Origin of the sequence: Silvibacterium dinghuense, from assembly GCF_004123295.1 — a bacterium.
Taxonomy (GTDB): domain Bacteria; phylum Acidobacteriota; class Terriglobia; order Terriglobales; family Acidobacteriaceae; genus Silvibacterium; species Silvibacterium dinghuense.
The window spans coordinates 1,052,082-1,078,160 of record NZ_SDMK01000002.1 but is presented as its reverse complement, the minus strand read 5'-3'; the positions used below and the strand labels follow the sequence as shown (position 1 = coordinate 1,078,160).

19 protein-coding genes are annotated in these 26,079 nt (G+C 61.0%); 5 read left to right on the top strand and 14 right to left on the bottom strand.

The window, feature by feature from the left end; all coding sequences use genetic code 11:
• Positions 1-11 precede the first annotated feature (11 nt).
• Genes ESZ00_RS13675 through ESZ00_RS13665 form a run of 3 tightly spaced genes read left to right on the top strand, consistent with a single transcriptional unit; the run spans position 12 to position 5,777 of the window.
• Positions 12-356, top strand: coding sequence for a PadR family transcriptional regulator (locus ESZ00_RS13675; RefSeq protein ID WP_129208803.1), 345 nt, complete (start codon positions 12-14; stop codon positions 354-356).
• A gap of 12 nt (positions 357-368) precedes the next feature.
• The gene (locus ESZ00_RS13670; RefSeq protein ID WP_129208802.1) at positions 369-3,122 is read left to right on the top strand and encodes an ABC transporter permease; all 2,754 of its coding nucleotides are present in this window, start codon (positions 369-371) and stop codon (positions 3,120-3,122) included.
• A gap of 12 nt (positions 3,123-3,134) precedes the next feature.
• Positions 3,135-5,777: an ABC transporter permease gene (locus ESZ00_RS13665; RefSeq protein ID WP_129208801.1), complete on the top strand. Its 2,643-nt coding sequence runs from the start codon at positions 3,135-3,137 to the stop codon at positions 5,775-5,777.
• Positions 5,778-5,786: 9 nt separating this feature from the next.
• On the opposite strand, the gene ESZ00_RS13660 is transcribed toward ESZ00_RS13665, so the two are convergent.
• The gene (locus tag ESZ00_RS13660; protein WP_129208800.1) at positions 5,787-6,356 is read right to left on the bottom strand and encodes a hypothetical protein; all 570 of its coding nucleotides are present in this window, start codon (positions 6,354-6,356) and stop codon (positions 5,787-5,789) included.
• A 288-nt stretch (positions 6,357-6,644) separates the two neighbouring features.
• Here ESZ00_RS13660 and mqnE point away from each other — a divergent pair, with 288 nt between their 5' ends.
• A complete protein-coding gene (gene mqnE / locus ESZ00_RS13655) occupies positions 6,645-7,817 on the top strand; it encodes an aminofutalosine synthase MqnE (protein ID WP_129208799.1) in 1,173 nt (390 codons plus the stop codon).
• A 54-nt stretch (positions 7,818-7,871) separates the two neighbouring features.
• Here the strand turns inward: mqnE and opgC are convergent, their stop codons facing one another.
• From opgC to ESZ00_RS13605, 10 genes are all read right to left on the bottom strand, one after another.
• Positions 7,872-9,089 carry an OpgC domain-containing protein gene (gene opgC, locus ESZ00_RS13650; protein ID WP_129208798.1) on the bottom strand — a complete coding sequence of 406 codons (1,218 nt, stop codon included), beginning with the start codon at positions 9,087-9,089 and terminating at the stop codon, positions 7,872-7,874.
• 143 nt (positions 9,090-9,232) lie between these two features.
• Positions 9,233-10,411 carry an acyl-CoA dehydrogenase family protein gene (locus ESZ00_RS13645; RefSeq protein ID WP_129208797.1) on the bottom strand — a complete coding sequence of 393 codons (1,179 nt, stop codon included), beginning with the start codon at positions 10,409-10,411 and terminating at the stop codon, positions 9,233-9,235.
• Positions 10,412-10,494: 83 nt separating this feature from the next.
• Entirely contained in the window at positions 10,495-11,649 is a 1,155-nt protein-coding gene (locus ESZ00_RS13640) for an acyltransferase family protein (RefSeq protein WP_129208796.1), read from the bottom strand.
• A gap of 122 nt (positions 11,650-11,771) precedes the next feature.
• Positions 11,772-13,604 carry an LVIVD repeat-containing protein gene (locus ESZ00_RS13635; RefSeq protein WP_129208795.1) on the bottom strand — a complete coding sequence of 611 codons (1,833 nt, stop codon included), beginning with the start codon at positions 13,602-13,604 and terminating at the stop codon, positions 11,772-11,774.
• Positions 13,601-14,326: a DUF305 domain-containing protein gene (locus ESZ00_RS13630; RefSeq protein ID WP_229741274.1), complete on the bottom strand. Its 726-nt coding sequence runs from the start codon at positions 14,324-14,326 to the stop codon at positions 13,601-13,603. Before ESZ00_RS13630 ends, ESZ00_RS13635 begins: the two co-directional genes overlap by 4 nt.
• 102 nt (positions 14,327-14,428) lie before the next feature.
• Entirely contained in the window at positions 14,429-15,907 is a 1,479-nt protein-coding gene (locus tag ESZ00_RS13625) for a family 43 glycosylhydrolase (protein ID WP_129208794.1), read from the bottom strand.
• Between the two features lie 223 nt (positions 15,908-16,130).
• Positions 16,131-16,979 carry an ABC transporter ATP-binding protein gene (locus ESZ00_RS13620; RefSeq protein ID WP_129208793.1) on the bottom strand — a complete coding sequence of 283 codons (849 nt, stop codon included), beginning with the start codon at positions 16,977-16,979 and terminating at the stop codon, positions 16,131-16,133.
• Between the two features lie 4 nt (positions 16,980-16,983).
• The gene (locus ESZ00_RS13615; RefSeq protein ID WP_129208792.1) at positions 16,984-17,763 is read right to left on the bottom strand and encodes an MlaE family ABC transporter permease; all 780 of its coding nucleotides are present in this window, start codon (positions 17,761-17,763) and stop codon (positions 16,984-16,986) included.
• A gap of 134 nt (positions 17,764-17,897) precedes the next feature.
• Positions 17,898-19,331 carry a sigma-54-dependent transcriptional regulator gene (locus ESZ00_RS13610; protein ID WP_129208791.1) on the bottom strand — a complete coding sequence of 478 codons (1,434 nt, stop codon included), beginning with the start codon at positions 19,329-19,331 and terminating at the stop codon, positions 17,898-17,900.
• Positions 19,324-22,170 (bottom strand): ATP-binding protein, encoded by a 2,847-nt coding sequence (locus ESZ00_RS13605; RefSeq protein WP_129208790.1) that lies wholly within the window; start codon positions 22,168-22,170, stop codon positions 19,324-19,326. The genes ESZ00_RS13610 and ESZ00_RS13605 overlap by 8 nt, the downstream gene beginning before the upstream one ends.
• Positions 22,171-22,810: 640 nt before the next feature.
• Here ESZ00_RS13605 and ESZ00_RS13600 point away from each other — a divergent pair.
• Positions 22,811-23,350 (top strand): NUDIX domain-containing protein, encoded by a 540-nt coding sequence (locus ESZ00_RS13600; RefSeq protein ID WP_129208789.1) that lies wholly within the window; start codon positions 22,811-22,813, stop codon positions 23,348-23,350.
• Between the two features lie 115 nt (positions 23,351-23,465).
• On the opposite strand, the gene ESZ00_RS13595 is transcribed toward ESZ00_RS13600, so the two are convergent.
• From ESZ00_RS13595 to htpX, 3 genes are all read right to left on the bottom strand, one after another.
• Complete coding sequence (locus ESZ00_RS13595) at positions 23,466-24,185, bottom strand: ZIP family metal transporter (protein ID WP_129208788.1); 720 nt, start codon at positions 24,183-24,185, stop codon at positions 23,466-23,468.
• Positions 24,186-24,361: 176 nt separating this feature from the next.
• The gene (locus ESZ00_RS13590) at positions 24,362-24,850 is read right to left on the bottom strand and encodes a DUF4149 domain-containing protein (RefSeq protein ID WP_129208787.1); all 489 of its coding nucleotides are present in this window, start codon (positions 24,848-24,850) and stop codon (positions 24,362-24,364) included.
• Between the two features lie 125 nt (positions 24,851-24,975).
• The gene (gene htpX, locus ESZ00_RS13585) at positions 24,976-25,848 is read right to left on the bottom strand and encodes a zinc metalloprotease HtpX (protein WP_129208786.1); all 873 of its coding nucleotides are present in this window, start codon (positions 25,846-25,848) and stop codon (positions 24,976-24,978) included.
• Positions 25,849-26,079 lie beyond the last annotated feature (231 nt).

Genomic DNA, 26,079 nt, shown 5'->3' with positions numbered 1-26,079 from the left:
CTATTTCTTCCATGCCCAGAAACTCCGCCTCTCGCGATCTTTTTCCCGGCGCGCTCGAAATGATGATCCTCCAGTCGCTCCGCCAGCGCCCGATGCACGGTTATGCGCTCGTGAAGCACATCCAGCAGGTCTCCGACGACTTGCTGCAAATCGAGGAAGGCTCGCTCTATCCCGCGCTGCAGCGCATGCTCCGCGAGGGCTGGCTTGAGTGTGAGACCGGCATCTCCGCCAAGAACCGCCCTACCCGCATCTATCGCCTGACAGACACCGGTCTTCGTCATCTCGAGCAGGAAATCTCCAGCTTCGAGCGCATGTTCGCCGGTATTACCCGCGTTCTCGCCATCTCGCAAGCCTGAGGAACTCAGCCCATGCGCATTCTTCGTCCCATCTTCCGCCTTCGCCGGTATGACGATCTCTCCGTCTCCATTCGCGAGCATCTCGAGGAAAAGATCGATGAGCTGATGGACGAAGGCCTGAGTCGTGAAGAGGCCGAGCAGGCTGCCCGTCGCGCTTTCGGCAATGTGGCGTTACTGGAGGAGCGCAGCCGCGAGGCCTGGCAGTGGCCCACGGCCGAAAGTATTTTCGCGGATATCCGTTATGCCGTTCGCCAGCTGCGCCGCTCGCCGGGCTACGCGGTGGTTGTGATCCTCACCATGGCGCTTGGCATTGGTGCGAATACGGCCATCTTCACGCTCGTGCATGAGATTCTCATGCGCCGGTTGCCGGTGAGCGATCCGGCACAGCTCTATCGGCTAGGCGATTCTTACGACGACTGCTGCTTCACCAATGGTCTCGAGAACGCAGACGGGCGCGTCGACATCTTCTCGTGGGAGTTCTACCGGCATCTTCGTGCCTCGGCTCCGGGCTTTGAACAACTCGCTGCCATGCAGGCGGGTATCCGCCGTATGAGTGTGCGGCGCCCGGGTGGACACGTAGCGTCGATGACGCGTGAGTTCGTCTCCGGCAATTACTTTCAGACCTTCGGCGTGCAGGCGGCAGTTGGACGGCTGCTGACCGACGGAGACGATCAGCCGGGAGCTCCGGCTGTCGCAGTGTTGAGTTATGAGGCATGGCAGTCCTCCTATGGAGGCGATGCTGCGGTCATTGGTTCGGTATTCCGGATGGAAGGCCAGCCGGTCACCATTGTCGGAGTGGCCGCTCCTGCGTTCTTCGGGGATCGCGTCAGCGAGGCGCCTCCATCCCTGTGGATTCCACTCTCTGCCGAACCGCTGCTCGAGCAATCGAGCTCCGTGCTGCACCAGCCCATCGCCAGCTGGCTCTTCCTCATCGGCCGTGTGCGTCCGGGTGTCTCGCCGGCGATCCTTGAACAGCAGGTGTCTGCCGAGCTGCGCCACTGGATGCTGACCCAGACCGAATATCGCGCACACGGGCTGCGGCCGCGTGTTGAGCGCGCCCGCGTCGTGCTTGCTCCCGGCGGCGCCGGTATCCAGAGGCTGCAACAGGAGACAGGCCGGAAGCTGCGTTTCCTGCAGGCCATCTCCGCGCTATTGCTGGTGACAGCCTGTGCCAATGTGGCGAATCTTATGCTGGTACGCGGCCTGCGCCGCCGCCTGGAGATGTCGGTGCGCCTGGCGCTCGGTTCGGCCCGCATGCGTCTGGCCCGGCAGCTGATCACCGAAAGCATCCTGCTGGGCGTGATAGGCGGAGCGGCCGGGCTGATCGTTGCGTATGGCGGAACGCACGTGATCCTTGCGCTGGCCTTTCCGGGCGCTTCACACAGCACGATCCACGCTATGCCTTCTCTACCGGTGCTCGGCTTTGCATTGGGTCTTTCGCTGTTCACCGGGATTTTCTTCGGCATCTTTCCTGCCTCTGTCGCCGTGCGCCGCGAACCTGCCGAGGCGCTGCGCGGCAACAGCCGGGTGCTCGGAGGCGAGGCAGTTCTGACACAGCGTGGCCTGGTCGTCTTCCAGGCGGCGCTCTCGCTTGTGCTGCTGGTTGCTGCCGGTCTCTTCACGCACAGCCTCTACAACAGCGAGCACGAGCACTTCGGCTTCCGCACCGAGCATCGCTATGTCCTGGATATCGATCCGCAGGCCGCGGGGTACGGCTCAGCCGATCTGGCGGGTCTCTATCGCGCTCTCGAGGAGCGGCTCAAGGTGTTGCCCGGCATGCACAGGGTGGGCCTCAGCCTGTATGCGCCGTTCGATGACGATCCCTGGGTCTTCGGAGCATATCTGCCGGGTCATATCTCCGATGCGTCTGAAGAGAATAATCAGGTTCTTTTCAATCGTGTCTCTCCCGGGTTCCTCGAGACCATCGGCCAGCCGGTGCTGCTCGGTCGCGGCATTCAGGCTTCGGATGGCCCGGGTTCACCGCTGGTTGCTGTTGTCAATGAGGCTTTTGTCCGGAAGTTTCTTGGAAGTGGTAATCCCATCGGGCGCCGTTTCGGTCTCTATGAACACGAGGATGTCGGAGCTTACCAGGTCGTCGGAGTTGTCGGCGATGCTCTCTATGGTGATCTGCGCTCCGGTTCGAGGCCGATGGTCTTCGAGCCGCTTGCCCAGTGGCAGAATCATCTTACCGATCCCATCTTCGTGAATCTTGAGGCGCAGACCCATGCCATCTCCGTCATCGTGATGGACTACACCGGCTCTGCCGCCGAGCTTGAGCGGCGTGTGCGCTCGGAAATCGACACGATCGACCCAAATCTTCCCTCAGGCGGCTTTCGCACCATGAGCGAGCAGGTGGGAGCGAGCTTCACGCAGGATCGCCTGCTGGCGCGCATGGCCATGCTCTTCGGCCTTCTGGCGCTTACCCTCACGGCTGTCGGCCTCTACGGGATGGCGTCTTACCAGGTTGCCCAGCGCACGCGGGAAATCGGCCTGCGCATGGCCTTTGGCGCTCGGCGGGGGCAGGTGATTGCCGGTATTTCCAGGTCTGCTCTGCGTGATACTGCATGCGGTCTTCTGCTCGGTGCCGCAGCCTCCGCGGCGCTCGCACCCCTGGTTCGCGACCAGCTCTATGGCGTTGCTGCCTGGGACCCGGCAAGCCTTGCTGCTGCCGCCGTCATGCTGCTGGCTGTTGCATTTCTGGCCAGCCTTCAGCCGGCGTTTCGTGCCTCTGCTGTCGATCCCATGCAGGCCCTGCGTTCGGAATAGGAGATCCCTGTCATGCGCATCCTTCGTCCGTTCTTTCGTCGACGCCGTTATGACGATCTCTCCGTTTCCATCCGCGAGCACCTCGAAGAGAAGATCGACGAGTTGATGGACGAAGGCCTGAGCCGTGAAGAGGCTGAGCTGGCAGCCCGCCGCGCCTTCGGCAATGTGGCGCTGCTCGAAGAGCGCAGCCGTGAGGCCTGGCAGTGGCCCACCGCAGAAAGCCTTATCGCCGACGTGCGCTTTACTCTGCGCCAGCTCGCAGGCGCGCCCGGATTCACCCTGGCCTGCCTGCTCACCCTCGCGCTCGGTATCGGAGGCAACGTCGCGGTCTTCAGCCTGCTTGATGCGGTGCTCTTTCATCCACTGCCGTATCGCGATGCCGGACAGATCATGTTCATCACCGAGACCCTGCCCGCCATGAGCCTCGATGAAGTCGGTGTCTCCGTGCAGGAGGCGCGCGATTACATGGCCCGCAGCCGATCCTTCGAGGCGATGGGCACATACAACAGTGAGGGACTGAACCTCACCGGCTCTGGTCAGCCGATGCGCATCAACGCAGCCACCGTCTCTCCCTCGATCTTTCCGCTGCTCGGAGTCTCACCTGTGCTCGGCCGCACATTCACGAAAGAAGAGGACAAGCCTGGACATGACGCCGTTGCTGTTCTCTCCTGGCGTCTTTGGCAGAACGAATACCGCGGTGATCGCGCCATCCTTGGCAGGACGATCCAGCTCGACGAAAGACCGGTGCAGGTGATCGGCATCATGCCGCCGTCTTTCCGCTTTCCCTTCGATGGCAAGCCCTTCTCGGAGATGGCTGATCTTTGGCTCCCCGATGTGCCTTCGCCAAAATTGCTTGAGCCGCATAACCGCATCATGGAGTTCGGCGTCGGCCTTGTCGGTCGGCTGCGCCCAGGCGTGAGCGTCGAGCAGGCACGCACCGAGATCGCTCACCTCTGTGCGGCCTTTGAGACCGAGCACTCCGATATTTATTCCGGTACGCTGCGTCTCGAGACGAGCCTTTATCCCTTCGCGGCCTACTCCATGCAGAAAGCCCGGCCTCTGGCCCTATTGTTGATGGCCGCTGTCGCCTGCGTGCTCCTCATCGCCTGCGCCAATGTGGCCAGTCTGTTGCTTGCCCGTGCCGGTCATCGCACGCGAGAGATGGCCATCCGTGCTGCGATCGGTGCCGGTCGCATCCGTTTGCTGCGCCAGTGCCTGGTGGAGAGCCTGGTGCTCTCCACCGGAGGAGCCATCGCGGGCGTCGCGCTTGCCGAGGTGCTGATCCTCGCGCTCCGTCATTGGGGGCCAGCCGCAGTGCCACGCCTGCATGATGTTTCACTGCACGGTCCGGTGCTGCTCTTTGCGCTGGGCATCACGGTCGTGGCCGCTGTGCTCTTCGGCCTTGTGCCGGCGTGGAAGCTCTCGCACACCGCGCCGCAGTCCGCGCTCAAGGACACCACCCAGATTGGCGGTACGCGTTCGAGCCAGCGCCTGCTGCATGCCATCGCGGTGTCGGAGATCGCCCTGGCCATCACCCTGCTCATCGCCGGAGGTCTGCTCATTCGCAGCTTCGAGCGACTCATCTCTGCGCCCTTCGGCTTCGACCCGCAATCCACCACGGTGGTGCGCACGGTCTTCGATGCGGCTCGCTATCCCGATCCTGCGAAGCGTGTGCAGGCGGAGTTCGAAGTCCTCGACCGGCTTTCGCATCTCCCCGGCGTCACTCGCGTTGCGATTGCCAGCCACCTGCCACTGGGAGACTCACGCGAAATCGGCATTCACATCGAGCATGCGCCGCCGGATGAATACCACTGGGCGGAAAACTCCATGGTCAGTCCCGGATACTTCCGCGCCATGGGCATTCCGATCCTGCGCGGACGCGACTTCACTGCCCAGGACAACAATCCGTCCACACCGGTGGTGATCGTCAGCCAGGCCTTTGCCCGCCAGCTTTACCCTGAACGGGATGCCATCGGTCAGCGTTTCGAGTGGTCCGGACCCGCGCTCTTCACCATCATCGGCATTGCCGCGGATGTGCATATTGCGGCACTCGACACCGATCCTCCCGCGATGACGTACATGGCTCTCAATCAGGTCGGTGGCCACGGAGTGGCTGGAAGCGTCGCCTTTATCTTGCGGAGCACCGGTGACTCCACTCCCGATTTCGCCGCCATCCAGCAGGCGGTATGGTCGCTGGACCGCGAGCTTCCGCTCTACAACGTCACCACGCTCTCCACGCTGATCGAAGCATCGCTTGCTCAGCGTCGCTTCACGCTCCAGGTGCTCACTGCCTTTGCTGTTTCGGCGACCGTGCTTGCGGTCATCGGCCTCTTCGGGGTGCTCTCCTATCTGGTAGAGCAGCGCAGCCGGGAGTTTGGCGTGCGCATGGCGCTCGGAGCAGATCGGCGTCGCATCCTCACCCTGATCGCGAGCCGCGGCCTCTTTCTCGGGGCCTCTGGTGCTATCGTCGGCCTGATGCTCGCCTTTGTCGCCACCGGCCTGCTGCGTGGCAGCCTCTACCACGTCAGCCGCTTTGATCCGCTCACTTACCTCGCGGTCCCTCTGCTGCTCATGATCGTCTCGCTTGCCGCAGTGCTCATTCCCGCACGCAGGGCCGCCGCTGTGGACCCCATGCAGGCCCTGCGCTCGGAGTAGGACTGCCTGTTAGTGAGAGGCGCTCGCCGGCTTCTGTGCCGCGAGCTGTAGCTCGGGCAGGGCATCGAGCGCTGCACGCTTCTGCGGTGTCATCACGCCCGAGCTGCGCCACAGCACATGCCCTTCCTTGTCCACCAGCAGCACGGCAATCTCATGCTCGTTCGGAATTTGCAGTGATCGCCGGAAATCGTCTTTATTCACGTAGATGGGCACGATCCAGTGCCACATCTCCGGATCGGTCTCATCGCTGCGCAGCGATGAATTGTCCCACCAGCGGAAGATGAAGTTTTCCCGCGCCTCCACGGGCAGCCGGTACCAGCGAAAGGCAAAGTTCGTATGCTGCAATGCCTGGGCCGCCGGATACCAGGTTTCGATGTCTTTTTGCTGCTCCGGTTCAAAGGAGAGCAGCAGAAGATTGACCTTCCCTTCAAAGCCGGACGGCAGGTCCACGCGCGCCTTGTCCAGGCTGTAGGAGACGACATCCGGAAAGACTGCTGGTTTTGCTGCACGGTCGGTCTGTGCGGCCACGCAACCGGGCAGCAGGGTCAGGCAGAGGGCATATTGGGCGGCAGATCGCATGCGGAAAATCAATCAGTTCTCTCGAGTAGACGTACCTTGGCTGTTTGGCCCTGGCCTCTTTGGTTCCCGGGTACTTAGCTTTCTGGCTTCTCAGCTCTTTGACGCATACTATCAGCCGTTTCGCCGTATGCGGAGGAACTCGTGGAGGGCGGGTTCCGGAAGAAGCATTTCTGGCTCTTTGATAAGGGATACGGCGTAGCCGCCGCAAAGGTTCCGGTCCGCCGGTTGCTCCGGCCTGAAAGAGCCCAGTTCCCATGTTGCAGTATCATCAAAGGTGAGGTTTTATCGATGAGCGAAGTATCCGCCGGCACCCAGTTCGGACCTTCTTCCGCCGCCCAGGCGCGGCCCTTCCGCACCAGCGATCCTCGCCTCGAGCCTGTCGCCCGCAGGGTGATGGCCGGCGAGCGCCTCAACTTCGACGACGGCCTGGTCCTCTATGGTTCGCCGGACATCTTCGCCGTTGGCTGGCTGGCCAACACCGTGCGTGAAAAGCTCCACGGCGACCTGACGTACTTCAACGTCAACCGGCACATCAATCCGACGAATGTCTGCGTGGCCAATTGCCGCCTCTGCGCCTTCGGCCGCAAAAAGGGAACCGACGGCTCCTACACCATGGACCTCGAGCAGGCGTGGGCAGCCGCAGCCTCCGGATACAGCGAAGCCGTTACCGAGTTCCACATCGTCGGCGGCCTCCATCCCGATCTGCCCCTGGAATTCTTCCTCGACCTCATCAGCGGCCTCAAGGAGCGCTTTCCGCAAGTGCACATCAAGGCCTTCACCATGGTCGAGATTGCTTTCCTCGCCAAGCGGGCCAAGCTGAGCATCCCCGAGACCATCGAGCGCATGAAAGCCGCGGGCCTCGACTCCTGCCCCGGCGGCGGAGCCGAGATTTTTGCCGACCGCGTCCGCCACATCATCTGCGATCACAAGATCGACGGCAGCGAGTGGCTCGATACTGCGCGCATGGTGCACCAGGCTGGCCTCAAGTCCAATGCCACCATGCTTTACGGCCACATTGAGAACGACGAGGATCGCGTCGATCACCTGCTCAGGCTGCGCGCGGTACAGGACGAGACGGGCGGCTTCCAGACGTTTATCCCCCTCGCCTTTCATCCGGACAACACGCCGCTCGACCATCTGCCCCGCACCACCGGCATGACCGATCTGCGGCAGATTGCCGTCGGCCGCCTGCTGCTCGACAACTTCCCGCATATCAAGGCCTATTGGCAGATGATGACGCCGCAGATCGCCCAGATTGCGCTACGTTTCGGTGCAGATGATGTCGATGGCACGGTCATCGAAGAGAAGATTTACCACGATGCCGGCGCAACCACTCCGCAAGGCATGCGCCGCCAGGATCTGATGCGCCTCATCGCTGAGGCCGGCCGTGTTCCCGTCGAGCGCGATACGCTGTATCGCAACGTGACCCGCACGGAAGATTCATTCACCGTGGCAGTCTAGTTTCTTACCGCAAGAGCGAAGCCCCGATCACACCCGGGGCTTTGTCGTCTCTGGCTATGGCTGCTGCTCTGCGCAGGCCATAGCCTTTGCTGCCGGAGGCAGGACATGCTCGCGTTTTGCCGCATCGTTCTTTTGCTGCCTCTTTTCGCGTTTGCGGCGCTTCTTCCGGACTTCGTTTGAGGCGACCCACATGAGCGCGGCAAAGGTGGCGATAATCAGGGTGATGGCTGTGATGCCTTGCAGCTGCTCCACCTCGCCATACAGCAGCGTGAGCCCCACGAAAACAAAGAACAGGTGCGCGCAGAAGACCTGCAAGGAAGCCTTGCCCAGCGTCAGGAACGGCTCGATCGAGACGATCCTCACCACGTACTTTCGCAGCCAGTAGAAGACCGTCGTAAAGCAGATCAGGTTGAGCACGCGCAGCCAGCCGATCTGCCACTTGTCGAGTTTGAGGCCCAGCGCCTGCTGCGTGAGGTGCGGTCCGAGCCAGCCATGGCGCACACCGATAAAAAACAGGCAGACTGCTGCCGCGACACCGACGGCCCAGCCCGGAATGCGCTTCAGAGGGATCTCTCCGACAGCCGATTTTGCTCCGAGATAGAGTCCTGCGATCCACACCGCCTGCCACGCGAACATGTTGAACGCGCCTGTCTCCTGCAGCGGAATCTCCAGGTGGGTGATGCTGACGATTGCTCCATGCACGGCCTCGCGCAGACCGAACTGCGCCAGCAGCCAGATCAACCCGCTCGCCGCCAGGATCTTCTTCCATCCCCAGCGCACCGCGCCGGAAAGCAAGAGCGGCGTGAAGAAGAGGAACGTCACGTACATCGGCAGAATGTCGAGCAGCGGCGGACAGTAGATCAGCAGTACCGAGCCCACAATTGCTTCGACCGGATGCGCCAGGTAGAAGTCCAGCAGGTTCATCAGGGCGGCTTTGTGGGTATGGACCGCAAGCGCCGCTGCGATCGTGAAGGCGAAGGCCAGCATGAGCAGGTGGTAGCCGTAGATCTTCAGCGACCGCTTCCACAGTTTTGCGCGCACCCCGGGCGCGTCGTGGATCAGGTCGCGGATATACAGCCGTCCTACCAGCAGCGCCGAGAGAAAAACGAAGCCCTCGGCCGAAGATACGTATCCGATGGGTTGATTCACGAAGTCCGCGAAGCGGGTCGGCAGATGTGTCAGCGTCATCCAGACGAGGAAGAGTCCACGCAGGGCATCGAGTTCCGGACGCCGCTCGAGCTTCGGCAGATGTTTGGGCAGATGCAGAGACATAAAGCCTGTCTCTTTGTTTAGACGCGGGTAGCGCTACCGGGTTGCGCAGGCTTCTTCCGTAATTGCCTGCCTTCCCACCCAGGCGAGGCTGGATGAGAAGGCAGGAACTCAAACCCCGGACAAAGAATGTTGCATGCAGCAGGTTAAAACGCCGAGATCCCCGTCACGCTCTGTCCCAGAATCAGCGTGTGGATATCGTGCGTCCCCTCATAGGTCTTCACCGACTCCAGGTTCATCATGTGGCGCATGATCGGGTAGTCGTCCGTGATGCCAGCGCCGCCTAGAATATCGCGTGCCATCCGTGCGCACTCCACCGCCATCCACACGTTATTCCGTTTGGCCATCGAGATGTGCTGGTGCTCTACCTTTCCGGCATCCTTCATCCGCCCTACCTGCAGAGAGAGCAGCTGCGCCTTGGTGATCTCTGTGATCATCCACGCCAGTTTCTCCTGCACCAGCTGATGGCTTGCAATCGGCGCATCGTGGAACTGCTTTCGGTCGAGCGCATACTGGAGCGCCGTGTCGTAACAGGACATGGCCGCGCCGATCACTCCCCAGCCGATGCCATACCGCGCCTGATTCAGGCACATCAGCGGCGATTTCAAGCCGCCTGAGCCGGGCAGCAGGTTCTCCGCCGGGACGCGCACATCCTGCAGCGAAAGACCTGAGGTCACCGATGCCCGCAGCGACCACTTCCCATGCACATCGTGCGCCTTGAATCCCGGCCGGTCTGTTTCGACGAGAAATCCGCGCACGCGGTCGTCTTCGTTGGAAATTTTTGCCCAGATCACGGCCACATCCGCAATCGATCCCGAGGTGATCCACATCTTCTCGCCGTTCAGGATGTAGCTGTCACCATCTTTGACCGCGCGTGTGCGCATCCCGCCGGGGTTCGATCCGAAATCGGGCTCCGTCAACCCGAAACATCCCAGCGCCTCGCCGGTAGCCAGCTTGGGCAGCCAGAGATCCTTCTGCGCATCCGATCCAAAGGTGTAAATCGGATACATCACCAGCGCCGACTGCACGCTCACAAAGCTGCGCAGCCCCGAGTCGCCGCGCTCCAGCTCCTGCATCACCAGGCCATAGGCCACATTCGACATGCCCGCGCAGCCATAGCCATGCAGGTTTGCGCCAAACAGCCCGAGCATGCCCATCTCCGGCACCAGCTCACGCGGAAACCGCCCCTCGCGATTGCAGGATTCGATGATCGGGATCAGTTTGTCTTCGATGAAATCGCGCGTGGCATCGCGTGCCATGCGCTCGTCGTCGTTCAGCATCGCGTCGAAGCCGATAAAGTCGACGCCTTTAAAAGGAAAAGCCATAAAGAAAACGCTCCGGTAAGCATGCTAAGAAACCAGCAAGCCTACCAGAGCATGAAAACGTTGGGCAAAGCTGAGGTTTCAGCCTATGCTCGGCGCAGTAACTTCCGGCTCAGCCATGCCCGCACGGGCTCGTCATAGAGCTTCAGGCACGCATAGGCCATCGATACAGCGGTCACCAGCAGCGCCGCGCCCCACAGCCAGCCCCGAACCGGCGTCATCACGCCCTTCTCTACCCAGTTCGTATAGATGTAGATCAGCGGATAGTGCGTGATGTAGAGCGGGTAGGAGAGTTCGCCCAGGAATTTGCACACCCGTCCTGCATCCTCGCCGTCGGCATGCAGCGCGCCCGCGCCCATGGCCACGATGAGCGGAAAAATAAAGATGATCGATAGTGAATCGTAGAGCCCGTTGACCCACAGCGGGCCGCCTGGTCTCGGCAGCACCAGCACCGCTGTCAGCAGGATGCTGCACAGCAGGAAAGCATGCTTCACGTGGATGCGCCAGCCGAGCCGCATCAGCAGCACGCCAGCGAAGAAGGGATAGAGAAGCCGTGCAAAGCCCACATGCAGCTCATGCGGTGTCACGCTCCATCCGCCGATCACATCGCCGTGCCGGCTGGTGACCGCCATGTGAATGAGAAACACGCCGGACGCAAACACGAACACGCTCAGCAGCGCCTTGCCCAGTCGCCGCAGCACCACGGCGTACAGGATGTTTGCAACATACTCGAAGAACAGCGACCACGCCGGCCCGTCGAGCGGGTGCATCTCATCCCAGCCGCGGATATCCATTGACGGTGTGATCGGAATCAGCGTGCAGCCGATCAGCATCACCATCAGCATCTTCACCACCGGCGTGTGCGCGATCGGAGGAAAGGCCGGCCCAGCCTGCAGGTAAAACAGCGCCGCGCCGATCAGGCTGCCCATCACCACCATCGGCTGCAGTCGCACCAGCCGCCGTTTATAGAACTCCCACTGTCCCATGCGTCCCCATCGGTCGTCGTAGGCATACGCCACGACAAAGCCCGAGAGCAGGAAGAAGAAATCCACGGCCAGATAGCCGTGGTTGAGGATCTGCTTGGTGTGGTCGCCTTTCGAGAAAGGCTCGAAGGTGTGGAAGATCACAACGATCAGTGCCGCAACGCCGCGCAGGCCATCGAGAACCTGGTAGTGGCTCTTGGCGGCAAGAGAACCCGGAGCGGTCTTCCCCTGAACTGTTTTCGTGGAGGCAGTCAGCATATTCGTTTGTCCGTGAAGAACCAAACTACATGCCTGCGGTCAGCGCTGTCGAACCCAAGAGCTCAAAAAACACGCAGGCGGACGCCCTTTCGCGTCCGCCTGCGGCTTTGTCCGTACACGCTCTATGCTTTGTACGTCGTCAGGATGGCTCCCAGTGCCTTCATCCGGTTCGCGTCCTCCGGCGACTTCGCCGCATCTGCACCGGAGATTAGCTTCGCGCCCAGAGCATGCAGCTTTGCCAGCTCTTTCTTCTTCGGTGAGGTGCTGCCAGCCTTGCCGATTGCCGATTCCACTGCGGAGAGCTGTTTCGCCGGCAGAGCCTTCGAGCGGGCCAGCTGATCCACGTAGGCTCGCGCCGTCACCAGGTTCGGCGGCCACACGATACGCTGCTGGTTCTGCACATTCAGCTCGTTTACCTGCACCTGCCGCGCCGCATCGATCTCGTTCTGCGTCAGGTAGGCGCTCGGCACCAGCTGGAAGACATCGATGCCGCGTGCGATCTCCGAGCCATACACAAAGCCGTTGTACCAATACGCCGACCAGTAGCCGCCCAGCACGCGCTTTGTCGCGTCGATCGGCCCGCGGTCGAAGTACGCAATCTCAAACGGATGCTTCGGATCGGTGAAGTCCATCACCGACACACCGCCCTGGTACCACGCCTGCACCTCGATATCGCGTCCCGGTACCGGGATCAGCGAGCCATTGTGTGCCACGCAGTTCTCCATCTCCGTTTGCGGCGCGGGCATCTTGTAATAGCCCGCTTCGGTCAGCGTGTGGTCATGCAGCGAGTAGATCGCATCCGCGCCCCAGTTCTTTGGGTCCGTCGCGCGGCAGCGTGGCTGGATGCCTCCGCCCCACTCATCCGTGTATACCAGTTTCGAGCCGTCATTGCTGAAGGTCGCCGAATGCCAGTAGGCATAGTTCGGATCGCTCACCGCTTCAATGCGCTTCGGATGCTCCGGGTCCGAGATATCGAGCAGCAGCCCGTTGCCCGAGCAGGCGCCCGCCGCAAGCCCGATCGCGGAATACACCGTGATGTCGTGGCAGGCATCAGTGCGCGACGTCGTCTGCGTGCCGTCGCCGTGATTGCCGCCCTTCCACAGTCCGTTCACTGCGCCTGTCTGTGCGTCGGAGAATACCCGCGGGCTCGCGACGATCTCTGCTTTTTCGGGATGCGCCAGCGGCACCTTGACGACATCGATGCTGAAGCGCGAGTTCTCCTCATCCTGCTTGCCCGAGCAGCCCTCCAGCTCCTCCGGCGATCGCACATAGGAGGTGCCAGAAATGTAGACGTAGAGATTGTCCGGATCTTTGGGATCCATCACCAGCGTGTGCGTGTGCGATCCGCGGCACGTCTGCACCGCAGCCACCTGCTTCGGCTGATTGATGTCGCTGATGTCGAAGATACGCAGTCCGCGGAAGCGCGCCGGATCGGCTGCCGGCAGCGGATGCTCCGGTTTTTGTCCCGGCGCCGGAGCTGGCGGGGGAGGCGGAGCAGGGAAGCCCTGCGTGCCGCAATCCAGACGTCCATTCGACATCTCCACCGACATGAACAGCAGCTTGCCGTACACCGAGACATCACCCTGCCCACCAGGGCAGACCAGAGATGTCAGCAATGAGATTTTCGCCGGCTGCGCAATGTCATAGATGTTCACGCCATAGAAATTGCCCAGGAAGAGATGCCCGCCCTGAAAGGCAATGTCCGAATTCGCATAATTGATGCTCGCCATCACCGAGTTCGCCGCGCTCGGTGGAGGCTCGAAGGGCGCAGGTTTCGGCAGGCTCGCCAGCCTCTGCAAGCCGAACTGCGCTTCCCCCGCATCATGCAACCCGGCCTTCAGCCCTACGCGAGGATCGGGAGTGGGCATCGATTGCCCATATGCAAGAACTGTACCGAGGGCGGCTGCTGCCAGAGTGGTGATGCGTGTAAGCTGTCGGGATCGGCCAGGCTTCATTGCGTCTTCTTCTCCTTGGAAGGGTTGGCGGTGGGGGCTGCGAATTGTGTTGCAAGCATGTGCTGCATAATTGCGATCTCCGCCCGTTGCGTGTTGTCCACGTCCGTGACGAAGTCGAACAGTTCGGCATCCTGTGCCGCGCCCGCTGTTGCAAACAGCTGGTCTACCATCACCAGCGCGCCGCCATGATGTTGAATCATGCCTGTCAGGAATAAGCGGTCGAACTCTCTGCCATGCGCTGCGGCCAGCTGCTTCATCTGTTCCGGTGTGAGCATGCCGGGCATCGGAGCCATCTGCATCGACGCGTGATGCATCCCCGGCATGTCGGGCATATTCGCCATGCCGCCGTCATCCGGCGCCGTCTGCCCATGATCCTTGAGCCATTTCCGCATCGAGAGCATTTCGTCGGCCTGCGAGATGCGGATGCGTTCGCCCAGCTCGAGCACATCCTTGTTGGCGCCGTGTGTGCGCAGCAGCTCGGTCATCTCCACGGCCTGCGCATGATGCATGATCATGCCCTGCATGAACGCGATATCGGCTGCGCTCGGCGTCTGCGGGCTTGCCGCCGTAGCAGCCGGAGAGAGCGTGTGTGTGGGCTCGCCCGGTGCGCCCGGCTCAACGACAGACGGTGTCTGCTGCGCAAGGCATGTACAGGCCATGAGCATGGTTGCGCACATCAGGAGGCGCAGCCTGGGCACGGTGTACGTTTCTGGATTTTTCAAAGTGCCTGTATCTAAACATGGAGCACAGTCACTTGCAATCAAAGAATGCGCGGCTCCCGGAGAGATTGTTACTGTCTCCCGGAGCCGCGTATGGATTGCGAATTACCAGCTCTGCTGCTCGTTCTGCTCGCGTTGTGCCTGTTGATTCTTCTGCCGCTCGTGAGCAACTGTTGGCCAGCCGTCGGCCGTCCACTCCAGGTAGTTCAGGCCCAGCGATGGCAGCCCGTTATTGTTGCCGTCGTAGTAGTGGTACACCAGCACGGAGCCATTCCGGTCCTTCATCACCGTCTGACCGCCAGGCCCGATAAATCGTCCCTGCGAGCTGCGGAGCACAGTCACGCCGCCCTCGGTCATCGGCAGTCCACCCCGGTCATAGTATGGTCCGGTTACACTCGTCGCCCGTCCTACGCCAATGTGATAGGTGCTGCTTACGCCATCGCAGCAGGCATCGAGCGAGACGAAGAGGTAATAGTAACCGTCATGGTAGGAAATATAGGAACCTTCGATCGCATCGAGACTGTTCGAGCGGTTGGCCAGATGAATACAGCTCGCTCCGCTGGCCACCTGCCCGGTCTTGGCATCCATCTGGGTGATATAAATGCCGCCGTAATAGGAGCCGAACACCATCCACGGCGTGCCATCTGTATCGGTAACCAGCCCAGGATCGATGGCATTCGAGCCAGGGCACGCCGACGAGGTAAGCACGGCTCCTCCTGAATCCTTCCAGCTCTGCGGCAGAGCGGTCTGGCTGGTTGCCAGGCCAATCGCAGAGGTGTCGCTGCCAAAACTCGATGCCGCGTAATAAAGCCAGTATTTCCCATTGCGATACGAGGCATCGGGAGCCCACAGATCGCCGCTGTCTGCAGTGTATGCATTAGTCCAGGCCGGAGCTGCCGGCAACGCGGTACCTGCATCGTAGAAATGCCGCATGTCGAGAGACACATGCTGATGGATCGAGCTGTGGGTCGCAAACAGCGAGTAACCCCAGAAGGAGGGAACCATGGAAGGATCATGAGTCCCGACCGTATCGGTCGAGCTGTACTGAACGTCGACCGGCAGCGGCTCCTGATAGGCCGGTCCCGCGGGCGCCAGAGTCCACAGGTGATCCGGCGTTCCGTTGTCGATCCACTGCAGCGTCGCGGCGCCGGCTTCGGTTGAAGCACCGGATACACCGAGCAGCAGTCCGCTGTTCAGGTTTTGAAGCTTGTACTCGCCGCTGCCCGCGCTGATGACGCTCCAGAGATGATCATTGGTGCCGTTGTCTGCCCAGTCCAGTCCTCCTGCGCCGGCCAGCAGCGAAGCGCCGGAGATGCCGAGCACCTGTCCGGTGTAGAGATTGACGATCAGGTACTCGCCGTTGCCCTCCGGCGCGAACTGCCAGCGGTCGCTCTCGAGTGTGCCCTCGGGTTCCTGGACGACGCTGGTACCTGCGGTCTGCGCATCGCCGGCAAGTGCCAGTTCGAGTCCGCTGTTCACATTCACGATGCGGTAGGAGGTGGTCGTGTCGACGGTGACCTGTGCGGATGCCGTGCCTGCCAGGGCACACGCACAGGAGAAGAGAAGCAGTTGTTTCAAACGCATGGAGTCACCAGCCAGAAAAAGGAGTCGGCAGAGAAAACGTTAACTTTGAAAATCGATTCTCAGCCCTGGCGCCGCAAGATAATGATTGCGAGAATCCCCTGTCAATAAATTCTTTGCGGAGATTTCAGTGATCATGGAAGGAAGGGAAAATGTTATCTCGTGATTGCTTGAAAGTACCTGGAATGCGCTGCCCCGGTCAGGGAATGCGGGGAATCTCGCAGACTTAAGAGAGGTAATTCCGGATGAACGGATCGTCCGAACGGACCAGGTCTCGTGTCGAGCCGTCGAAGACCAGTTTGCCCTGGTGCAGCATCATGAAGCTGGTGCTTGCATCGAGTTCGCCTTCTGGCAGCGGTGTAACCGCCTTCGCTTCCTGGTTGAAGCAGTGCGTGGCCAGCATGAAGGCGTCCTGCAGCCTGTGAGTGACGACAATGGAGCTGGTATGGGAGACATCGCGCTGCTTGATGACCAGTTCGACAATCGTCGTGGAGGTGATCGGGTCGAGGCCACCGGTCGGAGAATCGTAGAGAATCAGGTCCGGCTTGGTTACGATGGCCCGCGCGATCGCCACGCGCCGCCGCATGCCGCCCGAAAGCTCGGCCGGGAACTTCGTCAGCGTGTGTTCCAGCTCGACAAAGCGCAGAGCCTCGGTCACCCTGCGGTCAATTTCCGCATCGGGCACATGTTCTTCCATCAGGCGGAATCCCACGTTGTCGCGCACCGTCATGGAATCGAAGAGCGCGCCTTCCTGAAATACAGTGCCGATCGATTCGCGCAAGCGGAAGAGATCCTGCTCGCGCATGGCGCTGACTTCAAAGCCAAAGACCCAGACCTGGCCGGAATCCGGCTTGAGAAGACCGTTTGCAAGCTTGAGTAGCACGCTTTTGCCCACGCCCGCCGGTCCCAGCAGGATGCGGGTCTCGCCGCGCTTGACGGTAAAGGAGATGTCTTCGAGAACCTGCTTGCCCTCAAAGCCGATGCTGACATGCTCAAACTGCACTGCCGGGGCGTCAGGATGCGCCTCGAGGATGCTCTTCTGTTCTTCGGCGAACTCCGCCGTGCGTGTGGCCATCGTGTCAGCGCCCGAAGAGCCCGATCATGAACTTGCTGATAAGAAAGTCCGAGGCGATGATAAGCACCGAGCTGACAACTACGGCCTGCGTCGTTGCGCGTCCCACGCCCTGCGTGCCGCCGCGGGTGTTCATGCCGTAGAAGCAGCCGATCGAGGCGATGATGAAGCCGAAGACCAGCGGCTTGGCCAGGCCTTGCGCCACGTCCGGATAGCGCAGCGACTGGTAGGCCGTGTGGAAGTACTGCGAGGCGTCCTGGCCGAGCAGGTAGATCGCGCAGGCCGCGCCGCCAAGAGTGCCGAGCGCGTCGGAGACGATGGTCAGGAAGAACATCATCACGATCGTTGCCACCATGCGCGGCATCACCAGTTTTTTCAGAGGATCGGTGCCCAGCGCCCGCATGGCGTCGATCTGTTCGGTGACCATCATCGACCCGAGTTCGCTGGCCATGCCCGAAGCATTGCGCCCGGAGACCATCAGGCTGGTGAGCACTGGCCCCAGCTCTTTGATCATGGAGAGCGAGACCAGCTGACCGGTCACTGCCGCTGCTCCGAACTGCGAAAGGGTCGAAGCGGACTGCAGGGCCAGCACGCCGCCGGTGAAGAAGCCCGTCAGAATGACGATCGGCAGCGATCCGACGCCGATCAGGTCTGCCTGCGTGATGATATCCGCGCCATAGAAAGGGCGCCGGAAGAGGTTGCCGAGCGCGCGCGCCGAGAGCAGCGAATACTGCTGGACGGCGTTTACGCCTCGCTTGGCTGCATCGTCGATCGTGGCGAAGGGCATGTCTAAGAGTTGGATCCCCTGTGTTCGTAGCCGGATGGCGAGTCGTTAGTTAAGATGCAGATCCACCCCGCTTCGCTTCTAGTGGGAGACTACCATTTTGGCGATTCGTGCGCCTCTTAGCTCCAAATTACCCTCTATTCCTTCACCCGCTTCCGGATCTCGATATTCAGGCGCTTGATCTTCTGGTTGAGCGTCGAGAGCGGTACGCGGAACTGCTCGGCCGCCTCGGTCTGGTTCCAGTTGCAGCGCTCCAGCTTGTCGATAATGATGCGCCGCTCGATGTCCTCGAGGATTTCGAAGAGCGAGGCATCGGCATTGTGCTCCATCAGCGTCGAGCTATAGCTGCGGCCGGTGATCTGGCCGGGAAGCAGATCGGCACCCACAGTGGGAGTAGCGGAAAGAACGACGCCGCGCTCCATGGCGTTTTCAAGTTCGCGGACGTTGCCCGGCCAGTCGTAGTCGAGAACTGCGCGCAGCGCATCGGGCGAGAGGGTGCGCGTCTCGAGACCATTCTCCTCGGCATAGTACCTGAGGAAGTGCGAGGCAAGCAGAGGGATATCCTCGCGCCGCGAACGCAGCGGCGGCAGTTCGATATTGATCACGTTCAGCCGGTAGAAAAGGTCTTCGCGGAACTTGCCTTCGCGCACGGCCTGCCGCAGGTCGGCGTTGGTAGCGGCTACGATGCGGACATCCACCTGCATCTCCTGCACGCCGCCCAGGGGCATGAAGCGTTTATCCTGCAGCACGCGCAGGATCTTCGCCTGGGTGTCCATCGGCATGGTGCCGATTTCGTCGAGGAAGAGCGTGCCGCCATGCGCGACTTCGAATAAGCCCTTCTTGGCCGCGACTGCTGAAGTGAAAGCTCCGCGGACATGGCCGAAAAGCGTCGATTCGAGCAGATCCGTGGGTACAGCGCCAGTATTGATCGGCACAAAAGGCTTGTCGCGCCGCCCGGAGTTCGCATGCAGCGCCTTCGCAATCAGTTCCTTGCCGGTGCCGCTCTCGCCCTGGATCAGGACCGTGGATTTGCTGGGCGCAACCTGGGCGACGAGGTCGAAGATGCGCAGCATGGCATCGCTCTTGCCGACGATGTTCGAGAAGCTGTAGCGCTGCTTCATGGCGCGCTTCAGCTGTACGTTCTCCTCTTCCGCGTGATAGCGGCCGATGGCCGAGCGGATGTCGGCGAGGAGCTTCTCGTTATCCCAGGGCTTTTGTACAAAGTTCTGCGCGCCGGAATGGATAGCCTCGACGACGTTGTCGACCTTGCCGTAAGCCGTGATCATGATGACCGGCAGAGAGGTGTGTTTCTCGCGGATCAGCTTGAGGATTTCCAGACCGTTCTTGCCGGGAAGGGCAAGATCGAGCAGGACCAGGTCGTAGACCGAATTCTCGATAGCCTTGAGGCCATCTTCGCCGTTGACGGCAATCTCGATGGTGTAGCCCTCGAGGCTCAGTAGGGTCTCGAGCGATTCACGAATTGCCGCCTCATCGTCAATGATGAGGATGCGTTCGATCGAGGTGGCCTCGGCTGCTGCCGGGGGATCGATCGCAAGTGTGCCATCAGACATGCGCAGGTTTCCTTAACATGGGGAACTCGAGGTAGAACGTGGTGCCCGAGCCTACCTCGCTTTCCACGTGAATCTTGCCGGCGTGCTCCTGGATGATGCCGTAGGTCACGGCCAGGCCAAGGCCTGTGCCGCGACGCTGGCCTTCCTTCGGCGCCGACTTGGTAGTGAAAAACGGATCGTAGATACGCCGCAGATGCTCGGGAGAGATGCCCGAGCCGGTATCGGAGATGGCGACGCTTACGTGGCCGTTCGCAGTCGTCTCGATGCGCAGCGTGCCTCCGCCGGCCATCGCATCCTTGGCGTTCAGGAAAAGATTCAGGAAGACCTGCTGCAGCTTGCCGGCATTGCCGAGAATCGGCGGCAGTTCGGGCAGCAGGGAGGTGTCGAGTGTCACGCCCGAGGTCTTGAACTGGTGCTCGATCAGGGAAAGCGTATCGCGGATGATCCCGTTGAGATCAGTCTCTTTGAACTCCGTCGTGCCGGTGCGCGAGAAGTTCAGCAGGCCATTGACGATCTCCGATGCGCGGAAGGTCTGGCTGGTGATCTTTTCCAGTAGCGGGCCGAACTTTGTATCGCCTCGAAGCTGCTTCGAAAGCATCTGCGTATAAGACGAAATCACCGCCAGCGGGGTATTGACCTCGTGCGCAACCCCGGCAGCCAGCAGGCCGATCGAAGAGAGCTTCTCCGCCTGCGAGAGCTGCGCTTCAAGATCGGTGCGGTCGGTGATGTCGTCCACCAGGATGATGCGGCCCACGGTGGTGAAGTCGCGCGAGACCAGCGGCGCAATGGCAATGTTGGCCGTGCGTACCTCGCCGGTGCGTGTCTCAAGACGGAATTTGTAGAGATTGTGTACGCCGCTCTCGTTCGTAGCGCGGTGATAGGCCTCGACCAGGGCGGGCGGAAAGAGGCTGGCGAGCGGCTGGCGCAGCGCCTCGGCGCGGGGCAGCGCGTACATCACTTCCATCTGCGAATTCCAGCTGTCGATGCGGTCCTCGAGATCGACCGCCAGAATGCCGACATTGATGGACTCGACGATGTTCTCGTTGAACTCCTTGAGCCGCTCGTATTCGACGATCTTCTCTTCGAGGCTCGCGTAAAGCCGCGCGTTCTGGATGGCGATGCCGATGTAGTCGGCCAGCGACTCAAGCAGTTCCACATCCTCGCTCGAGAGGAAGTCGCCGTCAGCCGTGCGTCCGAGGCCGATCACTGCGATGGCTCTGCCCCGCTCGCGGTCCTGCACGCGGCAGGGCAGATAGTAGTTCAGGTCCAGCAGCTCGGCGGCGCGCCGCTCGTTCTCTGTAAGGTGCAGCGCCTGCTGCGGGTTCTCGAGAAAGATGTGTGTGCCCGCGTCTGGCTGGTCGAAATCGAGAAAGCCAAGATCGAGACGTCCTTTGCCGGCCAGCTCATAGGTGCTCGGTGGCAACCCGTGCCCGTCGGCCAGCCGATAGCTGCCTGCGCCGTCGGTAAGGAAGACCGCGATGCGTGTCACCAGCAGTGTGCGCGGCAACCGGTCGACAATCGCATGCAGCAGAGCCTTCAGATCCGTCTGGGTATTGAGGCCGCGGCCGAAGTCGATGAGCGTCTGCCGGTAGTCATAGCGCTTGCGGTCGAAGACCCGGTCCACGCGGTCCTGGATGCGTCGCTTGATGGGATCGAAAAGCTGCGCGGTGATGATGATGACCGCAATCACGCCCCACGTACCTGCATTCGGCACGCGCTTGCGAACAACTTCGCCGGCGACAGCAACAATCGCAAAGTAGAGGCCGACCAGCGCCGCTGTCGCAAGGGTATACGTGACGCCGCGCTTGAAGATGAGGTCCGTGTCCATCAACCGGTAGCGCACAATTGCCCAGCTGAATGTCAGTGGCAGGAAGACCAGCGAGATACCGGCGATTTTGGTCACCAGATCCGGCACGTGGATGTTTGCGAGGTAGGGAATCGCGACCAGCAGGGCGAAGGGCATGACCGCGACCATCGTGCCGCGCGTCAGCCACTTGAGCTGCTGGCGGCGCAGCGGGGCCTGCGTACGCCGGTAGCTGACGAAGAGAACGATGGCCGCCAGCACGTAGAACGTCGCGTCGTAGCCGATACCGATCTGGTCGAGCCGGTGGCGCAGCAGCTCCGTCGCCGACCACTTCCACATCGCGAACATCCGCAGACCCACGACGAAGATGCCCGGCAGATAGACCAGCGACATCAGCCGTGGCCGCCGCCGTCCACGCTCGTCTGCAAAGGCCAGCGCAAAATGCAGAAAGAGCGCAGGCTGCAGGGCTTCGGCGAGGATGTTGCCCCAGTAGATGGCCAGGTCCAGGCCATCGAGCTCGCCCGTGTACTTGAACGAGTAGAGAACGAACGACGCCAGGCAGAAGATGTAGAAGTGCGTCGAGTGCGGTGCCGTCCAGCGCCGGAAGAGCACATACAGGCCGATACACAGGTACACCAGCGCGATCGCCCGGAAACCGTCATTGAAGCTGCGATCCTGCGCTCCCAGGATTACCTGCACCTCGAGGCGGACACCATCGCGCATGACCGTGTAATTGATGGTGTTGTAAGCGCGGGTACGGATCATCTCCCGGGAGAGAGAAGCCCATCGCGGCACGGCGTGATCATTGGCCCGGATGAGGAGATCGCCCGTTTTAAGTCCGGCAATGTCGCCGTTGCTGCCCGGCGCGACGCGCTGTGCCTGAAGGCCGCCGTTTGCCTCAACCCAGATGACGCCGTCGGTAGGAGACTGGTACGTACTCTCCTGGAGCAGGTTGAAGACCGCAAGCACCGCTGCCGCCACGGTGAAGACCGCCAGCAGCACCACGGTAATGCGGGTTTGAAACGACCTTTCCATGGGTGGGAGACACGCGGAGTTACCGCTTACCCAGAGCTACCGCATGCAAATGCCCTGCCAAGCTGCGGAAAGACCCAGCGACTCTTTGTGCAGTTCAGTATATCGTTGCAACGTAAGGAAATACGAGCAATAGGCGGCAAAGCCGGAAAGAAGCCGTTTTTCGTAGTGCACAACCGGGAATGCAGAATTCCGTTTTGAAATATGAAAAGTCATATTTCAAGGGAAAGCGATTTCAGTCCTGAAACCTACGCCCGGGCGGCGAAAACTGGTTCTGTCTAGTGCTGATGCGGGTGGTGATGGCTGCTGGCGGCAGGACGGGTCGCCCAGAGAATGGACACTGCGAAAACCACCACAAAGCCCGCAATCGAGAAAAGTGCCACAGTTGTCCTCCTGAGCTCTCCGGATGGGCCGGAGGTTGTCGCCAACAGCATATACTCCGGCGTTGTCTTTGTCGCTGGTGTTCTGGGAGAAGACTAGGCTCTGGCGCAGAAACGGGCAGTTTTCACTTCTCTCTGCCAGTTCACGCTGCGACCAGCGGGAGCGGGTGCCGAAGGCGAAAGGCCCAGACGGCCAGTCCCGCAGCACTCCCATGGGAAAATGAGGCTGGCTGGTCTATTTTTCTGCGAGGAGAAACTCTCCCTTGAGCATTCGCACCCTCAGTACCCGTGAGGTTTATCGCAATCACTGGCTCAGCGTCCGTGAGGACCAGATCGAGCGCTCGAACGGTGTCCCCGGCATCTATGGGGTGGTGGACAAGGAAGACTGCGCCGTCATTCTGCCGTTTGAAGGCGATACCGTTTATCTCATCGAGCAGTTCCGCTATACCATTCAGGAGCGTGCCCTCGAACTGCCCCAGGGGGGCTGGGAGCAGGCGGGTGTCGATCCCGAGGAGCTGGCGCGCGGCGAGCTGCGCGAGGAAACCGGCCTGGTCGCCGATACCATGATTTACCTGGGCAGCATGTGGATCGCCTATGGCTTCGCGAAGCAGAAGCAGCACGTCTATCTTGCCACCGGCCTCACCCCTGGAGAGACCGAGCCGGACCCCGAAGAGCACGACCTGGTCCTCAAGACCGCCACCGTCGCCGAATTCGAGCAGATGATGATGGATGGCACGATTCAGGATGTCTGTACCATCGCCGCCTGGGGGCTCTACAAGATGTGGAAAGAGCGGCAGAAGTAAGACTCCTGATAGGCGCCTTGGTTCTTCTCTGTTTGAGAGAACAAGCTCACAGCTCGCGACCAGCGGGAGCGGGTGCCTAAGGCAAAAGGCCTGGACGGCCAGTCCCGCGCGGCAGCTAAATCTGCGGAATCAGCAGCTTGATAAGCAGGAACATCGCGACCCCGGCGAAGAAGACCAGCGCCATACGGATACCCGGTTCACGATTGACCTCTGGCACAAGATCCGTCGCCGCGACGTAGATGGAAACACCCGCGGAGAGCGGTAGTCCGGCCTCGACCCAGCGCGGTAGCAGGTTGATGACCAGCACTCCGAGCACGGTGGTCAATGCCAGGACGGAAGCCGAGACCAGCGCTGCCCGGCGGCTTCGTCCCGAGGCCAGCATCACTGAGGCTACGGTGAAACCCTCGGGCATCTTGTGCAGGAACACGGCGAAGAAGATCAGCCAGCCCAGCCAGCTTGAAAGCACAAACCCCGAGCCGATGGCCACACCGTCGAACAGCGCATGAATCGCAAGGCCGGTCAGCACCGAATAGCCGGTGTGCGCCGAAAGCTCGTGGTGGTGCGTCTCTTCGCCAAAATGGAAGTGCGGCGTGATGGTGTGCTCGAGCAGGTGAATCGCGCAGTATCCGGCCAGAATGAGCACTGGCGACCACGTCGGCGAAAATTTCAGGCTTTCCGGAGTCATCTCCAGGATGGCGACCGACAGCATGAATCCAGCACCCACAGCCACGAAGTAGCGCAGGTAGCGCTTCTCCCAGTGACGGCGCACCAGCACCAGCCCGCCGAGCACATCGGCAAGCGCAGCAATCAATCCGAGCGTGAGCGAGAGCAGCATGATCTGAAATCGAAGAGGGTTCAGTCAGTACAAAATCCGGGCTGAACCCAATCGTTCATCATAACAGCGATTTCTGTCGCTCTATTCTTTTGCGGAGAAACTGCTTGCGGGCCGAGGATGCCTCAATCTCAAACCAGGACTTGGTTGGGTGGAGCCAATCGTCTCTTTGTCGCGGCCTAGCCGCGCACCGTCTTCGGCTCGCGGCAGAGCAGCACCACAAGTACGATACCGGCCAGCAGCACGCCTTCTTCCGTCTTCTCGGAGAGGGCATGACGCCGGTTGAAATCCGCATGGTACGGGTTTGTCGCGGGAACGTCGTCAATCGCGCCGCCCACGGCAATGCGGTCCTTCTCCATCTGGGGAATGGTCCAGAACTGTGAGAAGGCGGTGAGGGCGAGCATGATGAGGGTGACGACGACCGACGCTGCTCCCGGGCGAGGGAGTGCGCGTGTTACCTGTCCGGCAATCAGCAGCACGACAATGGCCGCGCCTGCAAAGAGACCTTCTTCATGCAGAATGCGCAGGCAATGGGCAACGACGGTCCCGGCAGCATGCGTGTCGGAAAGCGTTCCGAAGGCAGTAGCAGCCACGATGGGGAAGAACATCACCCCGCCGAGCCACATGACGATCAGCAGCAGGATCAGGGTGCGGATAATAGTCTTCATCGATCGCAGGGTCCTTAATATCCTTTTATAGAGCGATATAGATTTTAGAACGCTCTATAGAAGGTTGCTTTGTTCGTGTAGATGCCGATCGGATTGCCCCTTATTGGAATCCGAAGCGGGCAGCGCTAGGATCGCGGACCGCCATAAAGGCTCGGGCGGCCAATCAGCCGCTCGATCCGCTTTGCGATCGGTGGATGGGTCGAAAAGAGGTTGCCTAGGTCTCGCGCACTGATGACCGGCGCAACAATAAACAGGTGTGCCGTCGAGGGCGAGGCCTCCATGGGCAGCCGTTTCGAGTAGGCTTCCAGCTTTTCGAGCGCCGAGGCCAGCGCATGGGGATTGCCGGTAATGTGCGCCCCTGTTGCGTCCGCCTCATATTCGCGAGAGCGTGAGACGGCCAGTTGCACCAGCATGGCCGCAATCGGAGCCAGGATCAGCATCAGGAGAGCGCCAATTCCGCCGCCACGCTCGCGGTCACGTCCCCCGCCTCCATAACCGCCGAAGAGCGAGGCCCAATAGCCCATGCGAGCCAGCATCGTGACCGCGCCGGCCAGGGTTGCGGCAATGGAGCTGGTCAGAATGTCGCGGTTCTTCACATGCCCCAGCTCATGCGCCAACACCCCTTCCAGTTCCTCATCGTTGAGGAGGTTCAGGATGCCGTGCGTTACAGCTACCGAGGCGTGCTGCGGGTTGCGTCCGGTGGCGAAGGCGTTCGGCGAGTCCGACGGGATTACATAGATCCTGGGCATGGGCAGCCCGATCCGCTGGGTCATCCGCTCGACGACGGTATAGACCCGCGGCAGCTGTTCGCGGGTGACGGGCTGGGCCCGATACATGCTCAGGGCCAGACGGTCGGAGAAGAAATAAGAGAAGAAGTTCATCCCGGCGGCGACCAGGAAGGCCAGGACCATACCGTTGCGGCCGCCAAAATGTTCGCCAAGCAATACCAGCAGAAGGGTGAGGGCAGTCAGCAGAAAGGCGGTCTTGAGGGTGTTCATAGCCAGGCCCGCTCCTTCGGCTCGGGCGTATCCATAGCTTAGCTATTGTTCCACGCCGCAACGTGAAGAGGGCAGCGCTTTTCCCGGGCCTACGTTTTTTTGTATTTTCATTTCCGTTAACAGTATGGAGATGAAGGGGTTGCGTTACGAAATCGTCATTCTGGCAGAGTCACCTGGAGAACAACTCATTTGCGATGAATATGTTAACGAATGGTAAATGCGGAATGGCAA

What these genes read in the sequence shown, in the direction of transcription:
- ESZ00_RS13615 (WP_129208792.1), bottom strand. Translation starts at nt 17,763, where the DNA reads ATGCCCTTCGCCACGATCGACGATGCAGCCAAGCGAGGCGTAAACGCC.
- ESZ00_RS13625 (WP_129208794.1), bottom strand. Translation starts at nt 15,907, where the DNA reads ATGCGTTTGAAACAACTGCTTCTCTTCTCCTGTGCGTGTGCCCTGGCA.
- ESZ00_RS13605 (WP_129208790.1), bottom strand. Translation starts at nt 22,170, where the DNA reads ATGGAAAGGTCGTTTCAAACCCGCATTACCGTGGTGCTGCTGGCGGTC.
- ESZ00_RS13610 (WP_129208791.1), bottom strand. Translation starts at nt 19,331, where the DNA reads ATGTCTGATGGCACACTTGCGATCGATCCCCCGGCAGCAGCCGAGGCC.
- ESZ00_RS13660 (WP_129208800.1), bottom strand. Translation starts at nt 6,356, where the DNA reads ATGCGATCTGCCGCCCAATATGCCCTCTGCCTGACCCTGCTGCCCGGT.
- mqnE (WP_129208799.1), top strand. Translation starts at nt 6,645, where the DNA reads ATGAGCGAAGTATCCGCCGGCACCCAGTTCGGACCTTCTTCCGCCGCC.
- opgC (WP_129208798.1), bottom strand. Translation starts at nt 9,089, where the DNA reads ATGTCTCTGCATCTGCCCAAACATCTGCCGAAGCTCGAGCGGCGTCCG.
- ESZ00_RS13640 (WP_129208796.1), bottom strand. Translation starts at nt 11,649, where the DNA reads ATGCTGACTGCCTCCACGAAAACAGTTCAGGGGAAGACCGCTCCGGGT.
- ESZ00_RS13590 (WP_129208787.1), bottom strand. Translation starts at nt 24,850, where the DNA reads ATGAAGACTATTATCCGCACCCTGATCCTGCTGCTGATCGTCATGTGG.
- ESZ00_RS13635 (WP_129208795.1), bottom strand. Translation starts at nt 13,604, where the DNA reads ATGAAGCCTGGCCGATCCCGACAGCTTACACGCATCACCACTCTGGCA.
- ESZ00_RS13620 (WP_129208793.1), bottom strand. Translation starts at nt 16,979, where the DNA reads ATGGCCACACGCACGGCGGAGTTCGCCGAAGAACAGAAGAGCATCCTC.
- ESZ00_RS13670 (WP_129208802.1), top strand. Translation starts at nt 369, where the DNA reads ATGCGCATTCTTCGTCCCATCTTCCGCCTTCGCCGGTATGACGATCTC.
- htpX (WP_129208786.1), bottom strand. Translation starts at nt 25,848, where the DNA reads ATGAACACCCTCAAGACCGCCTTTCTGCTGACTGCCCTCACCCTTCTG.
- ESZ00_RS13675 (WP_129208803.1), top strand. Translation starts at nt 12, where the DNA reads ATGCCCAGAAACTCCGCCTCTCGCGATCTTTTTCCCGGCGCGCTCGAA.
- ESZ00_RS13645 (WP_129208797.1), bottom strand. Translation starts at nt 10,411, where the DNA reads ATGGCTTTTCCTTTTAAAGGCGTCGACTTTATCGGCTTCGACGCGATG.
- ESZ00_RS13595 (WP_129208788.1), bottom strand. Translation starts at nt 24,185, where the DNA reads ATGCTGCTCTCGCTCACGCTCGGATTGATTGCTGCGCTTGCCGATGTG.
- ESZ00_RS13665 (WP_129208801.1), top strand. Translation starts at nt 3,135, where the DNA reads ATGCGCATCCTTCGTCCGTTCTTTCGTCGACGCCGTTATGACGATCTC.